This window comes from Halomicrobium sp. HArcht1-1 (assembly GCF_058933285.1).
In genome coordinates, this window is the sequence record NZ_JBZYDL010000001.1 from 1,701,535 (window position 1) to 1,715,404 (window position 13,870).

Here is a 13,870-nt window from a genome sequence, read left to right on the forward strand (position 1 = left end):
GCCGTCGATGTCAGTGCCGACCCGTACTGGTCACGTCGATGCCGACACCGGATTCTCGAACGGAGACGCTGACGCTGGTACCGAAGTACTCGAACTGGAGTTGGCTGCCCGCCTCGGCAGTGCTCACGAAGTCGTCGATCGCTTCCGGATCGAGCGCGTCGTAGAGTGGTGGGAGTTCGGTTCGGGGTACGTCCCGCGTGTGTGCGACAGTCTTGATGATCCGATCGCTCGGTGTCAGCGGCTCGCCGTCCGTCTGTAGCATTGTTCTCGTCGCAGGGCTACGCGGTAGCGTGTGAAAAGTGACGCTCATTCTGATAGTGTGGTCGTTATCTATTCTTGGTTGCCAGAACGGGGCGGGGTACGCGCAGCCAGCCGATCAGGCGGCTGCTTCGACGGCGGCCAGCACGTCGTCGTAGTCGGGTTCGTTGGTGGGGTCGTCGGCGACCCAGCTGTAGGTGACTGTGCCGTCGTCGTCGAGCACGAACACCGCGCGGTTGGCGATGCCGTGGAGGCCGAGGTCCTCGATGTCCATCTCCAGGTCGTAGGCGCGGATCGCCTCGCCGCTCATGTCGCTGACGAGGTCGAACTCGATGCCGTGTTCCTCCCGGAACGCACCCTGTGAGAACGGCGAGTCGGCGCTGACACCCAGCAGTGTCGCGCCGGCCGCTTCGAAGTCCGCGAGGTGGTTCTGGAGCGCGACCATCTCGTTGGAACACGGCGGCGTGAACGCGCCGGGGAAGAAAGCCAGGACGATCGGACCGTCGCCGACGTGGTCCGAGAGGTCGAACGGTTCGTGATCGCTCGTTCCGACAGTCGCCGTGAACATCGGGGCGGAGTCTCCTTGGGATACCATCGCCCGAGGGTACACACGGTGCGGTTGTAAAACCGACCCCAAACGGACGGGCAGTGTTTAGTGAACTGATTTTGGGTAGCAATGCATCGAAAGCCCTCGACACGTTCGGCGGCGTCTGCGGCGGCTCTATCCGAGCGGGAGCGAGGATATCCGCCACAGACGCCGCGAAGCGCGTCTCGCCCTTTCATCCACCAGGCTCGTGGACAGTGCCACCAGCTACGTCCTGGCGGATGAAAGGGCGAGCGCCGTTCCGGGAACCCGGACCCTGCAAGCACCGACTGGAGCGCAGCAGTGGTCCCGGGACTGGAACGACGCGAGGGCTTTCGGTGCAGTAACGGCCGCATTCGATTCACTAAATACGACCAACGGACGCCGCGTCGTCGCCGGTCGTAGCAGCTCTCGTGGTCACTGGTCGGTCGCGGTCTCCAGTAGCGTCTCGCGCTCCTCGAAGAAGGCGGGCGCGTCGGCGTCGGCCTCCAGTTCCAGCACTCGTGTGATCGCCTCGGTCGCGTCGCTCTCTGCCTGGAGGGACGCTGCGAGGTCGACGTAGGCTGCTGCGAGTGTGCCGATCTCGTCGAGGCGCTCCTGCTTGTCGGCGACCGTCGACTGCTTGGCCTCCAATTCCGCGACGGTCGTCTCGTCGACGGCCTCGCCGGGGCCGGCCGGCTGGTCTGGACTGTCTGCCTGTTCCCGACCGGACGCGAGTCGATCGCGGACGGCGGCGGCCTCCGTGTCGATCTCGTCGAGGAGGTCGTCGATCTCCGCAGAGAGTCGCTCCGACTGGCCCGAGAGGAGGCGCGCCTGTGTGTGACAGTAGTCTACGACGGCCTCGACTGACTGCTCACGATCGTCCATACTGGAAGTTCGCGATCGAGCGGGAAGGTCGTTCCGTCACGAGTCCGGCCGCTCAGAACGTGAAGTCGTCGCCGCTGCCCTCGTCGCGGGCTGCGGGGTCGGTCTGGTCGTTCATGTTCTGATCGAAGAGGTTCTCACCCGGTTCTTCGGTCTCTTCCTCGGCGGGTCCGTACGCGGACAGGCCCATCGTCAGCAGTTCCTCGTAGGCCTGTTCGCGGTTGAGGTACTCGCCGGACTCGACGAGCCGGTCGATCTCGGAGACGATCCGGTCGGGGAGGTCGACGCTTGTCTTGGCCATGTTCACCCCTCTGTGAGGTACCACCGTCAACGTTACGCTCCCCGTAAGGGCGCTGCCGACACGAACATTGAAGTGTGTGCAGTGTTAACATGGATGTAGCGCCAGGGAGCAACCGGCGGGAACCACCGTCGAGGCAAACTGGTCGTGGCACTGCACCACAACGTCGAACGCGGCGACCGTGGCTCCGGTCCCACCACGAACGCACACCAGCGGAGTCCACGGTTGCCCCCTTCACTGGCAGGACCGACCCCCCCTGCCTCGCACCGTTTCGCTTTTTTGCGCGAACGTTAAGGGCTCGGGCTCACGTAGCCTCCGCTATGGACGGGGCTCGGTTGCCGGGCACGTCGACAGACGACGGCGACCGCATCGTCGCCCACGTCGACATGGACTGCTTCTACGCGGCCTGTGAGCGCCGCCGCGAGCCGGCTCTGGAGGGCGAACCAGTCGTCGTCGGCATGGGCTTCGAGCCCGGAGAGACACACGGTGCCGTCGCGACGGCCAGCTACGAGGCCCGCGAGTACGGCGTCGACAGCGCGATGGCGATCTCGGCGGCCCTCGAACGGCTCCCGCGAAAGGTCGACGCCGTCGAAGACCCGGCCCTGGATGTCGCCGACGCCGGCTTCTACCGCCCGGTCGACATGGAGTACTACGAGTCGGTCAGCGACGCGGTCCGGACGATCCTCCACGACCACGCGCCGGTCGTCAGAGAGGTGAGCATCGACGAAGCGTACCTCGACGTGACCGACGTGACAGAGTGGGAGACCGTCGAGCAGTGGGCGGCGCGACTGAGAGACGAGATCCGATCGACTGTCGGCGTCCCGGCCAGTGTCGGCGTCGCCCCGACGATGAGCGCCGCCAAGGTCGCGAGCGACCGCGACAAGCCCGACGGGCTCGTCGTGGTCGAACCGGGAGACGTCCGGGAGTTCTTCGCAGACCTCCCGGTCGAGGACGTTCACGGCGTCGGCCCGGTCACGGCCGAGGAACTGGGCGAGCTCGGGATCGAGACGGCCGGGGAACTGGCGAGCGAAGAACCGGACGTGCTCGAAGCGCGCTTCGGTGAGCGCGGGCTGGAGATCTACCGTTACGCACGCGGCGAGGACGACCGGGAGGTCACGCCGCGCGGGCGGCCGAAGAGCCTCTCGCGGGAGTCTGCCTTCACCGAGGCGACGGACGACCGCGAGCAACTGGCCGACCGCGTCCGCTCGCTCGCGGCGTCGGTCGCGGATCGGGCCACGAGCAAGGACGCGCTGTACCGGACGATCGGCATCAAGGTGGTGACGCCGCCGTTCGACGTCAACACTCGCGCCCGCTCGCTTCCGGGACCGGTCGACGAGCCCGATCTGGTCGAATCCGTCGCGCTGGACCTGCTGGACGAGTTCGAGGGCCAGCGCGTCAGGAAGGTCGGCGTCCGCGTCTCGAACCTCTCCTTCGCCGCGGGTCGACAGGCGAGCCTCGGGGGCTTCGACGGAGCTGACGACGATGGCGAGAGCGTCGAGACGACGAAGGTTGACGACGGAGCCGCCGAACGGGCTTCGGACGGACAGGTAACGCTGACCGGTGCCCCCTGGGCCGACGACGAAGCGGCCGACGACGCCACGGCAGGCTCTCTGGAAGGCCAGACGACGATCGACGACTTTCGTGGGTGATACTGCCGGCTGTCACTTCGTGAAGAGCTTCGCCACCCCGGGGTGGCGAAATCGGTCACAGAGTTACAGCCGGTCGTATGAGCGTCGGCGTCCCCAGCGACGGCACACGACGGCCGTTCTCGCCGCTCGTCGCCCGCCCGCTCGGCTGCGCGTGACGGGCGTCTGACGGAGAGTTATGAGGCGGTGGAAACTGGTAGTGGACAACTGAACCATGGCCGAGACGGAACACATCACTGTCGCGACGACCAGCGCCGGTGTCGGCGGAACCGACGAACCGGGCCGTTCCGTCGACCTCCCGGTCGTCGAACTCCTCACCGGCCGGGGGTTCGTCACGGGTAAGTCCGGCTCCGGGAAGTCCAACACGGCGTCGGTCATCGCCGAGAAGCTGCTGGACAACGGCTTCGGACTGCTGATCGTCGACATCGACGGAGAGTACTACGGCCTCAAAGAGGAGTACGAGATCCTCCACGTCGGCGGCGACGAGGAGTGTGACATCCAGGTCACCGTCGAACACGCCGAGAAGATCGCCTCGCTCGCGCTCGAACAGAACGTTCCGATCATCCTCGACATCTCGTCGTTCCTCGACCAGGAGGAGGCCGAGGACCTCCTCACCGAAGTCGCTCGGCACCTCTTTGCCAAGGCCAAGAAGCAGAAACAGCCGTTCCTCATGCTCGTCGAGGAGTGTCACGAGTGGATCCCGGAGAAGGGGTCGGTCAACGAGGTCGGGCAGATGCTCATCAAGATCGGCAAGCGTGGGCGCAAACACGGCCTCGGAATGGTGGGGATCTCCCAGCGGCCGGCCGACGTGAAGAAAGACTACATCACGCAGTGTGACTGGCTGGTCTGGCACCGGCTGACCTGGAACAACGACACCAAAGTCGTCGGTCGGATCATCGACTCGGAGTACGCCGACGCCGTCGAGGATCTGGACAACGGCGAGGCGTTCCTGATGACCGACTGGGCCGAGACCATCCGCCGGGTCCAGTTCCACCGCAAACAGACCTTCGACGCGGGCGCGACGCCGGGACTGGACGACTTCGAACGGCCAGAGCTGAAGTCAGTCAGCGACGACCTCGTCAGCGAACTGGAGACCATCAGCGAGGAGAAAGAACAGACCCAGGGACGGATCAAGGACCTCCGGGAGGAACTGGACAAGAAGAACTCCCGGATCGCAGAGCTGGAGAAGGAACTTCAGGACGCCCGCGACATGACCCGCATGGCCGAGCAGTTCACCGAGGCGTTGCTCGACCACGTCGAGGGGTACAACCCCGGCCGCACGCAGAAGGAGAAAGAGCGGACCCGACAGGCACAGCTCCGGGGTGCGCTCGACGACGGTGGGGAGGCCGACGACGAATCGAGTGAGGCCGAACCGACGGAGGGCGAATCGACCGACGACCAGTCCGCGGGATCGGACGGCCCGGACAGCCCGGACGGCGAGCCGACCAACGAATCCGAGCCCCCATCGGCCGCGGACGAACCGGCGGACTCCGCTGACGAACCCGCCGATAGCTCGGACGAGCCCGCCGACACGCCGGAGGAAGGCGCTGTGACCCCAGACACGGACGAACCCGCCCCCGACGGGACCTCTGGTGGCGGGTTCGGCGACGCCTTCGGCTCGTTCGCCGACGGTGGCCCCGCCATTTCCGGCGGCGAGCCGGCGGGCGGCGCTGGCGATGGCGCGACCGACGCCACCGACGACGCTGGCGACGAACCGGACGGGCTCGACCTCGACTTCGAACCGGCGGCCTCGGGGAACGCCGACGGCGGTGCCGAAGTCGCGTTCGCGGACGCGACGGCCGAGGAGGACGAGTCCGGCGACGCTGACGACCGGCGAGAGTCCTCCGCCGACGAGGGACCCCACTCACAGCCGCGGTTCGTGGTCGACCTGCGAACCGAACTCGAAGAGATGGACGAGAAGACCAGACGGATGTTGCAGTACTACGTCGAGCAGGGCGCGGACACGCCGCTGAACGCGCACTTCTCTGCGGGCGGGAGCGGTGATCGGACGAGCGCCTACGCGCACAACCGCGAGCTCCGGCTGGCCGGGTTCGTCGAACACGTCGGCCGCGGGCGGTACGCGCCGCGGCTGAAAGCGCTCGTCCGAGAGCGTGCTCCGGACGAGCCGTCGGCGACCGCGGTCGTCGACGCCGTCACGGAGCTTCGAAGCACGATCGGAACGGCGTGAACGGCGGGCTCTCGCCCCGAAGTTCCACATCTGCCGACCCGTCGAGACGGTGACGTTACTTCAGCGGTGCGACCAGATCCTCCAGCGCGGCACGCGGATCGTCGGCCTTGGCGACGCCGCTCGCGAGCAGGACGCCGCTCGCGCCGAGTTCGCCGGCCGACACCACGTCTTCGCCGGTCGAGATGCCAGCGCCACAGAGCACGTCGACGCTCTCGTCGACCGACGCCGCGGCCGAGACCGCGTCCGTGACGATGTCCGGGTCGGCCTTGCTGACCGGCGTCCCGGTCCCGATCAGGGCGGGCGGTTCGACGGCGACGGCGTCCGGTCCCAGCGCCGCCGCGGCGGCGATCTGTTCGGGGTTGTTGGCACAGACGATCGTCTCCAGGTCCGCGCGCTCGGTGGCGTCCAGCGAGCCGTCGACGTCGGCGAGCTTCAGTCGGTTCTCGGAGTGGTTCAACAGCGTCCCGGTCGCACCGGCGTCGGCCGCGGCCTCCGCGAGCGTGGAGCCGGTGTGGCTGCCGTGCTCGACGGGACTGACGTGCTGGGCCCACGTCTCGACGCCGGTCTCGGCGACGGCGTCGAGGTGGGCCGCCTGGGGGGCGACGGCGACGCGAACGCCGGTCTCGTCGCTCACGTCGGCGGCGGCGGTCGCGACTTCGATCGGATCACACGGGTACGCTTTGAGGTTTACCAGAACGAACATACAGAGGCCACCGGACGCCGGGATCATATGCGTTGCGTGACGGCCCCGCGCTCGCCGGTCCCAGTATCGTTAATACGAACAAGCGGGTACCCACTGCTACGAGCGTGAGTGATCTGGTGCCAGACGAACCGACGGTGTTGGTCGTGGAAGACGAGCCCCAGCTGGCGGATCTCTACGCGGAGTACGTCGACGACTCGTACACGGTCCTGACGGCCTACAGCGGCGAAGCGGCGATCGAACAGCTCGACGAGGCCATCGACGTCGTGTTGCTCGACCGGCGGATGCCGGTCTGCTCGGGCAACGAGGTACTCGCCGCCATCGAAGACCACCCACTGGACTGTCGGGTCGCGATGGTGACCGCCGTCGACCCCGACTTCGACATCATCGAACTCGGCGTCGACGACTACCTCGTCAAACCGGTCACCCAGGACGAGATCCGGGAGGTCGTCGATCGACTGTTCAAGATCTCGGAGTACAACGATCAGCTCACGGAGCTCACCGGAAAGAAGCTCAAGCGCAACGTCCTCCAGGTCGAGAAGCCACCGCGCGAACTCGAAGCCAGCGAACGGTTCCAGCAGCTCGAAGCCGAGATCAGAGAACTCGAAGCGACGGTCGAGACGATCGCAGACGACCTCGACGTCGAGGAACGCGACCTGCGACTCTAGTCCTTTCGCTTGACCACGTCGCCGAGCGTGTACTCGCCACTCGACGAGCCACCGCTCCACTCCTCGTCGGCGTCGGTGCCGCCGGCACTCAGCGAGATGTCGAGCTCGCGTTCGAGCGTCGTCTGGACGTCGTCGCTGGGCAGCGTGTCGCCGTGTTCGAGCTTGCGGATCAGACTCGCCTTCAGATTGAGCTCACCGGCCAGCTCCTCTTGAGTGAGGCCGCGTTCTTCGCGGGCCTCGCGGATTCGCTGGTCGTAGTCCTGTGCCAGCTCGTCCATCTCGTCGAACATGTCGTGTCGGGGGCGGCTGCTGGAGCTGCTGGAACTGCTGGAGCTGCTCCCGGAGCTGCCAGACGAAGAACTGCTCGTCGAGTACTTCGTCGAGGTCGAGGAGCTGTCCTCGGTCGTGACCTCGGTCCCGAAGTCGGTACATTCGTCGCAGACGTCGAGCTCGGCACCCTCGATCTTCACTCGATTCGGAGAAGCGACGTCCTTCCCGCACATCTCACACTGAACCATACGCACGGCTTCGATGTGGCGAGGCATAAATGGTGTGGCACCGGGTCACGGCTCGTCGTGCCTCCCAGTCCCGAGTAGCGTTCCCCGTCGCGACGGACCGTGTCGTCGGTCAGTCCAGCGCCCGCATCGCGTAGTAGAACCGCTGGAGCGCCGTCAGGTGGCCCACGACCGCGAAGACGACCAGCAGCCAGCCGACGACGGTGAGCCCCTGGAAGGGCTGGGTGAGGACGGCCGCGACCGCGCCCGCGACGCCGATCAGCGCCAGTCGATCCGCGCGCCCGAGCAGGCCGCCGTACACCCGATCGAGGTCGACCGCCTGGGCCTGTGTGCCGAGGTAGGAGGTCATCAGGACGCCGGTGACGGCCGCCAGTCCGAGGTCGTACCGACCGATTCCGGCCGCGAGGCCGACCAGCATGACGATGTCGGCGTACCGGTCGAGCACGTGATCCAGCAGGTCACCGCCAGAGGAGGCGACCGACAGCTCGCGGGCCAGCGCGCCGTCGACGAGGTCGAGCCAGCCGTTGGCGAACACCAGCACGGCACCGACGGCGTACAGCAGGGGCCGATCGCCCGCCAGGAAGAACACGCCGCCGGCTGCGGCCGCGAGGGCGAACGCGACGACGCTGACGCCGTTGGGACTCACGCCCAGCCGCTTTGCGACCGTCACGAAGGGGCCAAGCGCCCGGTCGGCGAGTGGGCGGAACTGATCCAGCGTCATAGCCACTCGACGAACGAGACGGTGCCGGCACTCGGCGCTCGCTCACCGGCGACGACGGCCTCGATCTCTTCGGCAACCGCCGCTCTCGATCGCTCTGTCGTGTCGATCTCGTAGACGGCGTCGGTGCCGTGGGCCTCGACGGCCTCGGTGAGGATCACGTCGAGGGCCTCGCTCTCCGCGTTCTCGGCGATCGAGGCGTCGCTCTCGTCCCGGTCGGCGAGGCGGTCCTCGATCGTCGCCGGGTGTGCCCGCAACACGATCACGCGATCCGCGTCGAAGTGGTGGGCGAGGTGAGACTCGACGAGCACGTCGTCGCGGCCGTCGAGCCACGACTCGATCGCCTCGAAGTCGGCCACGACGCTGTCGCGGTCCTCGTCGACGCCGTCGGCCAGCCCCTCGCGCTTGATCGCGTCGTTGAGGTGGATCACGTCGAGGTCGGTCGCCAGTCGCTCGGTCGCCGTCGTCTTCCCGGTGCCCGGCGTCCCGGTGACCGCGACGCGCATCAGTCGAGCACCCCGTTGACGACCTCGACGGCCGTCTTCGCGTCCTCGCGCGTGCCACAGGTGATCCGGACGCACTCGGGCAGGCCGAAGCTGCCACAGTCTCGGACGATGACGCCGTCGCGCTGGGCCGCGTCGGCGACGGCCTCGGCGTCGCCCACCTCCGCGAGCACGAAGTTCCCCCCGCTCTCCCAGGTCCGTGCGTCGAGGTGCTCGTGGTAGTACTCGCGGGCCCACCGGGCGGTCTCGACGGTCTTCTCGACGTGTTCGTCGTCGTCCAGTGCGGCCAGTCCCGCCCGACAGGCCAGTTCGCTGGCCGCGAACGGCGTGTTGATGCGCGCGTAGGCGTCGGCCCACTCCTCGGGGACGAAGCCGTAGCCGAGGCGAACACCGGCGAGTCCGTACGCCTTCGAGAAGGTCCGCAGGACGGCCACGTCGTCGCGCTCGTCGACGAGTGCGCGCGCGCTGGTCGCGTCGGTGAACTCGCCGTAGGCCTCGTCGACGAGGACGAGCGTCTCCTCGTCGGTCCGGTCGGCGATCTCGGCCACGTCGTCGTTTCCGATCTCCGTCCCGGTGGGATTGTGAGGGCTGGTGAGATAGACGATCCGCTCGCCGTCGTAGGCTTCGAGCACCGTCTCGGCCGTCTGCTCGAAGTCGTCGGCCTTCGAGAGGGTGTACTCTCGGATCGTCCCGTGGTGGAACCGCGCGCTCATCGGGTAGTAGGCAAACCCCGGCGCGGGGACGAGGACCGCGTCGCCCGGCTCCAGCATCGCGCGGGCGAAGTAGTCGAGGACGCCGTCGCCGCCGTTGCCCAGCCAGACCTGTTCCGGGGCGAGCCCCCAGCGGTCGGCGAGGCGATCGACGAGGTCCGCGTGGGAGGCTTTCGGGTACGAGTGCATCTGTTCGGCCGACGACCGGATCGCCTCGACGGCGGCCGGACTCGGACCGTACATGTTCTCGTTCGACGCGAGCTTCACGAGATCGTCCGGGTCCACGTCGAGTTCCCGAGCGACCTCTTCGATCCCTCGCCCGGCACGGTAGACGCCGTGGGCCGAGAGGTCCCGTGGTTGCATGGTCGATGCAAGCGGACGGGAGGGCTTAAGCGTGCTCACTGTGGGCGGTGTGGCGCGATTACAGTCGTTGATAGCGCGGGGGAAAACAATATGATACGGGCACTGTTCCTGTGAACCGATGCCGTTACTCATCGACGTTCGGAAGCTGTCTATCATCAACCAGCTGATAAAGAGCGGGGCCGAGAACGTCACCTCCTCGCTGGAGACGCTGGCCGGCGTCGAAGCGACCGTCGAGATCAAGAGCCTCTCGTTCGTCGAACCGTCGGACATCCCCGCCGAGATGGGTGACGGCGAGATTTACGGGGCTCGCGTCAGGCTCACCGAGCCGCCATACGGCGTCTTCCTGATGACCTTCTCCCCGGCGACGGCGGCCGAGGTCGCCAGTCTACTCACGAACACGTCGACGGAAGACGGCTTCAACCAACTCCACGAGAGCGCGCTCTCGGAGATGTGTAACGTCCTCACCTCGGGGTTCATCGACGGCATCGCGAACACGCTGGAGACGACGATCGACTTCGCCACGCCACAGCTGGAACGAGATCAGGCGACGGCGATCGCCGACGACGCGTTGACCCACGTCAGGCGCGACTCGATGTCGATCGTCCTGGACTCGATCGTCGACATCGCCGACTCCGACGTGGCGTTCAAGCTCCGGATCTTCCTCGTTCCGGATCCGGGCTCGTTCGTCCACGTGATCGACCAGCTGGAGCTCGATCGGTCGACGAGCGAGCCGACGCGGTCGAAGGCCCACGAGGTCGAGGAGCTCGACATGACGGCCGACGATCCGGTCGATCTCGGCGAGTAATCCCCACTGTTTGATTACGGTCGAGTCCCGACGGCAATCCATGAGCGAGCTACTGGCTGGTATCTACGCCGTCCACATGACGTTCGCCGCTCTGTGGACGGGGAGTGTCGTGTTCGTCGCAATCGCCGTCCTGCCGACCGCGATGGACGGCGAGGGATCGCCCGAGCCGCTGTCGGCGATGATCGGGAAACTGAAGCTCATCTCGCGGACGAGTGCCCTCTTGCTCTTCCTCACTGGCGGCCACCTCGCGGCGACCCAGTACGGAGCCAGCGGTCTCACGGGGACGTTCCGTGGCTACCTCGTCATCGCGATGCTGGTCCTCTGGTTCGTGCTGGCCGGTCTCGTCGAGGTCGGATCGAGCAAGCTCACGGACGGGTTCGACCAGCAGAAGCTCAGAGAGCCGGCGCGGAACGCCCGACCGTTCTTCCTGGGGGCGACGGTCGTCGCCGTCCTCCTGTTGCTCGACGCGGGCATCATCCTCGGTATCTGATCACAGCCGTTCGTCGAGTGCGTCGCCACACCGAAGCGCCAGCGCCGCGATCGTCAGCGTCGGGTTCATCGAGCCCGCGCTCGGGAACACGCTCGACGACGCGATCCAGCAGTTGTCCAGGTCGTGAGTCCGGAGGTCGGGGTCGACGACGCTCGCTGCGGGGTCGGTCCCCATCCGCGTCGTCCCCATGTGGTGGGCAGCGGGACCGGTCGAGTCTGGCCCCGCCGTCCAGCCGATGTCGACGCCAAGCTCCGAGAGGACGGCGTGTTGAATGCGGTTCGCCCGCTCGATCGTTCGGAGCACGCGCTCGCCCCACGACCAGTGGATCTCCGGGACCGGGTTGCCGTGATCGTCGGTCGTCGACGAGTCGAGCGTGATCCGGTTCTCGGCCCGCGGGGGCTGGCCGACGAGCCCCCCCATCGCGACGTGGTTCCCGTAGCCCGTCCGGAGGTCGTCGAGCAGGTCGTCACCCCACGTCTCGGCGTCCAGCGCCATCTCGACCGGCGACGGGCCGGCGTAGTTGAGAAACTCCAGTTTGATCGGCGACAGTGGCTCCTCCGCCTGGGCGACGACCACGTCGCCGTCTCTGGTGACCGCCTGTCCGGGCTCGTCGTAGAACTGGTGGCTCTCGCTGGTGAGGAAGCCGACGTGGTTCTGGCGGGTCGGCTCGTCGATCGTCCCGCCGGCCCCGGCAAAGAGGTGTTCCATGAAGTACCGGCCGACCGCGCCAGAACTGTTCGCCAGTCCGTCGGGATGATCGGGCGAGCGAGACAACAGGAGGAGCCGCGGAATCTCGATCCCGCCGGCCGCCAGCACGAACTGACGAGCCCGCTGGCGGTGTTCGGTTCCGTCCGGCGTCGCGTACACCGCGGCCGCGATCCGTTCGGCGTCGTCGCCGGTCTCCAGTCGCTGGACCGGCGCGCGGTCGACGACTCGGGCACCCGCGCGCTCGGCCTTCTCGACGTGGGTGTCTGCGCTGTACTTCGCGCCGGAGGGACAGACTGGCTGACAGGTCCCGTAGCCGACGCAGGCCGATCTGTCGTCGTAGGGCTCGCTGTTGCGAGCGTTGGGTACGCTGTGGGTCGTGATACCGAGCCGCTCGCAGGCGGGTGCAAACAGCGAGTCGCTGTACGACGGCTCGAACGCCGACATGGGGAACGGTGTTCGCCGTGGCGGTCCGAAGGGGTTGTCCGAGGCCCCCGCGACGCCCAGCGCCGACTCCGCCTCGGCGTAGTAGGGGCGGAGTTCCTCGTAGTCGATCGGCCAGGCCGGATCGTCGTTCGGGTGGTCCCCGGCGAAGTCTGTCGGATGGAGCCGCGGGACCATCCCCTGCCAGTGGAGCGTCGACCCGCCGACGCCCTTGACGCGGTTGGCGTTCAGCGGGTAGAACTGCTCGCCGCCCGTCGAGTACTCGTCGCGCTCGCCGCCCATCTCCCAGATCGACAGGTCGTCGTGAGCCGGTCGGATCGAGCGCTCCATCTGCTCGGGCCGTTCGTCGAAGTCGAACCGCGGCCCCGCTTCCAGTACGACCACGTCGTGGCCGGCGCTGGCGAGCCGATGGGCCACGAGCGCGCCGGCCGGCCCCGCACCGACGACGCACACGTCCTGTCTGGGTGACGGCGTGCGCGACTGCACGCGCTAGAATTAGGCAATCCTAAACTTATGGGTTGTCATCCGGACCAACACCACTCTTCACGGCGATGGGCACGGTCGTCGACGCCAACGACACGTTCTGTCACCACTGGAAACGGCCAACGGTGCACTAAGAAATCCCGCCGTTCCGGTCAGGGAATCCGCACGCTGTGTTTGAGCGTGCCGACGCCCTCGATCTCGATCTCGACGTTGTCGCCGTCGGCCAGCGGGCCGACACCCTCCGGCGTCCCGGTCGCGATCACGTCGCCGGGCTCTAACGTCATGTAGGCCGTGATCTCCTCGATGAGCTCCGGGATCGAAAAGATGAGGTGCTCGATCGAAGAAGACTGTTTGGTCTCGCCGTTGACGCGCGTCTCGATCGTCGCGTCGTCGGGGACGTGTTCCGGCGTCGCGACGAGGGGGCCGATGGGACACGCGTTGTCGAAGGCTTTCCCGCGAACCCAGTTTTGTTCTCTCTCCTGGTCGTCGCGGTTCGAGAGGTCGTTGACGCAGGTGTAGCCCGCGATCACGTCCTCGGCGTTGCGCTGGCTGACGTTCTTGCACTGCTCGCCGATGACCACGCCCAGCTCTGCCTCGTAGTCGATCCGGTCTTTGTCCGCCAGCAGCGTCACCGTCTTGTCGTGGCTCGCGACGGTGTTGGGCGGTTTCAGAAAGAGGAGCGGTCGATCCGGCACGTCGTTGTCCATCTCGTCGGCGTGCTCCGCGTAGTTGCGGCCCACACAGACGATCTTCGTGGGCTCGCAGGGCGGGAGTACGTCGACTTCTTCCGGGGCGTAGGATTCGTCGCCGAAGGCGATGCGGCCGTAGGGGCCGGCCGCCGCCGTGACGACCGGCTCACCGTCTTCGACGGTCCACCGCCCGCCACGGACGTTCCCCGCAGAGTCGCGAAATCGAACACGCTTCATACG

The 13,870-nt window shown here is 67.0% G+C and carries 16 protein-coding genes; 5 read left to right on the forward strand and 11 right to left on the reverse strand.

Annotated elements, in window-relative coordinates; all coding sequences use genetic code 11:
- Positions 1–10: 10 nt before the first annotated feature.
- From AC5FRZ_RS08950 to AC5FRZ_RS08965, 4 genes are all read right to left on the reverse strand, one after another.
- Entirely contained in the window at positions 11–262 is a 252-nt protein-coding gene (locus AC5FRZ_RS08950; RefSeq protein ID WP_170094386.1) for a HalOD1 output domain-containing protein, read from the reverse strand.
- 114 nt (positions 263–376) lie between these two features.
- Positions 377–853 (reverse strand): redoxin domain-containing protein, encoded by a 477-nt coding sequence (locus tag AC5FRZ_RS08955; protein WP_170094387.1) that lies wholly within the window; start codon positions 851–853, stop codon positions 377–379.
- Positions 854–1,258: 405 nt separating this feature from the next.
- A complete protein-coding gene (locus tag AC5FRZ_RS08960) occupies positions 1,259–1,708 on the reverse strand; it encodes a hypothetical protein (RefSeq protein ID WP_170094388.1) in 450 nt (149 codons plus the stop codon).
- Positions 1,709–1,760: 52 nt separating this feature from the next.
- Positions 1,761–2,006, reverse strand: coding sequence for a ribbon-helix-helix domain-containing protein (locus AC5FRZ_RS08965; RefSeq protein ID WP_018258868.1), 246 nt, complete (start codon positions 2,004–2,006; stop codon positions 1,761–1,763).
- Positions 2,007–2,323: 317 nt separating this feature from the next.
- On the opposite strand from AC5FRZ_RS08965, the gene dinB reads away from it, so the two are divergent.
- The gene (gene dinB / locus AC5FRZ_RS08970; protein ID WP_493564417.1) at positions 2,324–3,652 is read left to right on the forward strand and encodes a DNA polymerase IV; all 1,329 of its coding nucleotides are present in this window, start codon (positions 2,324–2,326) and stop codon (positions 3,650–3,652) included.
- 211 nt (positions 3,653–3,863) lie between these two features.
- The gene (locus AC5FRZ_RS08975) at positions 3,864–5,837 is read left to right on the forward strand and encodes a helicase HerA domain-containing protein (RefSeq protein WP_493564418.1); all 1,974 of its coding nucleotides are present in this window, start codon (positions 3,864–3,866) and stop codon (positions 5,835–5,837) included.
- Positions 5,838–5,892: 55 nt separating this feature from the next.
- On the opposite strand, the gene tpiA is transcribed toward AC5FRZ_RS08975, so the two are convergent.
- On the reverse strand, positions 5,893–6,540 hold the full coding sequence (gene tpiA, locus AC5FRZ_RS08980) for a triose-phosphate isomerase (protein WP_493564419.1): 648 nt from the start codon (positions 6,538–6,540) through the stop codon (positions 5,893–5,895).
- Positions 6,541–6,656: 116 nt separating this feature from the next.
- Between tpiA and AC5FRZ_RS08985 the strand changes: the two genes are divergently transcribed.
- Complete coding sequence (locus AC5FRZ_RS08985; protein ID WP_346775248.1) at positions 6,657–7,205, forward strand: response regulator transcription factor; 549 nt, start codon at positions 6,657–6,659, stop codon at positions 7,203–7,205.
- On the opposite strand, the gene AC5FRZ_RS08990 is transcribed toward AC5FRZ_RS08985, so the two are convergent.
- The 4 genes from AC5FRZ_RS08990 to hisC form a co-directional block, all read right to left on the reverse strand.
- Positions 7,202–7,723 carry a multiprotein bridging factor aMBF1 gene (locus tag AC5FRZ_RS08990; RefSeq protein ID WP_153553493.1) on the reverse strand — a complete coding sequence of 174 codons (522 nt, stop codon included), beginning with the start codon at positions 7,721–7,723 and terminating at the stop codon, positions 7,202–7,204. The genes AC5FRZ_RS08985 and AC5FRZ_RS08990 overlap by 4 nt on opposite strands.
- Positions 7,724–7,832: 109 nt before the next feature.
- Positions 7,833–8,441 carry a CDP-alcohol phosphatidyltransferase family protein gene (locus tag AC5FRZ_RS08995; RefSeq protein WP_170094393.1) on the reverse strand — a complete coding sequence of 203 codons (609 nt, stop codon included), beginning with the start codon at positions 8,439–8,441 and terminating at the stop codon, positions 7,833–7,835.
- Complete coding sequence (locus AC5FRZ_RS09000) at positions 8,438–8,944, reverse strand: adenylate kinase family protein (protein WP_493564420.1); 507 nt, start codon at positions 8,942–8,944, stop codon at positions 8,438–8,440. The genes AC5FRZ_RS08995 and AC5FRZ_RS09000 overlap by 4 nt, the downstream gene beginning before the upstream one ends.
- Positions 8,944–10,014 carry a histidinol-phosphate transaminase gene (gene hisC, locus AC5FRZ_RS09005; RefSeq protein WP_208625727.1) on the reverse strand — a complete coding sequence of 357 codons (1,071 nt, stop codon included), beginning with the start codon at positions 10,012–10,014 and terminating at the stop codon, positions 8,944–8,946. Before hisC ends, AC5FRZ_RS09000 begins: the two co-directional genes overlap by 1 nt.
- Before the next feature lie 118 nt (positions 10,015–10,132).
- On the opposite strand from hisC, the gene AC5FRZ_RS09010 reads away from it, so the two are divergent.
- Together AC5FRZ_RS09010 and AC5FRZ_RS09015 are read left to right on the forward strand one after the other, a co-directional pair.
- The gene (locus AC5FRZ_RS09010) at positions 10,133–10,819 is read left to right on the forward strand and encodes a chemotaxis protein CheC (protein WP_170094396.1); all 687 of its coding nucleotides are present in this window, start codon (positions 10,133–10,135) and stop codon (positions 10,817–10,819) included.
- Positions 10,820–10,859: 40 nt separating this feature from the next.
- The gene (locus AC5FRZ_RS09015; RefSeq protein WP_372478907.1) at positions 10,860–11,309 is read left to right on the forward strand and encodes a transporter; all 450 of its coding nucleotides are present in this window, start codon (positions 10,860–10,862) and stop codon (positions 11,307–11,309) included.
- On the opposite strand, the gene AC5FRZ_RS09020 is transcribed toward AC5FRZ_RS09015, so the two are convergent.
- Positions 11,310–12,944, reverse strand: a complete 1,635-nt coding sequence (locus tag AC5FRZ_RS09020) for a GMC family oxidoreductase (protein ID WP_493564421.1) — start codon at positions 12,942–12,944, stop codon at positions 11,310–11,312.
- A 149-nt stretch (positions 12,945–13,093) separates the two neighbouring features.
- Complete coding sequence (locus tag AC5FRZ_RS09025; RefSeq protein ID WP_153553500.1) at positions 13,094–13,867, reverse strand: fumarylacetoacetate hydrolase family protein; 774 nt, start codon at positions 13,865–13,867, stop codon at positions 13,094–13,096.
- Positions 13,868–13,870 lie beyond the last annotated feature (3 nt).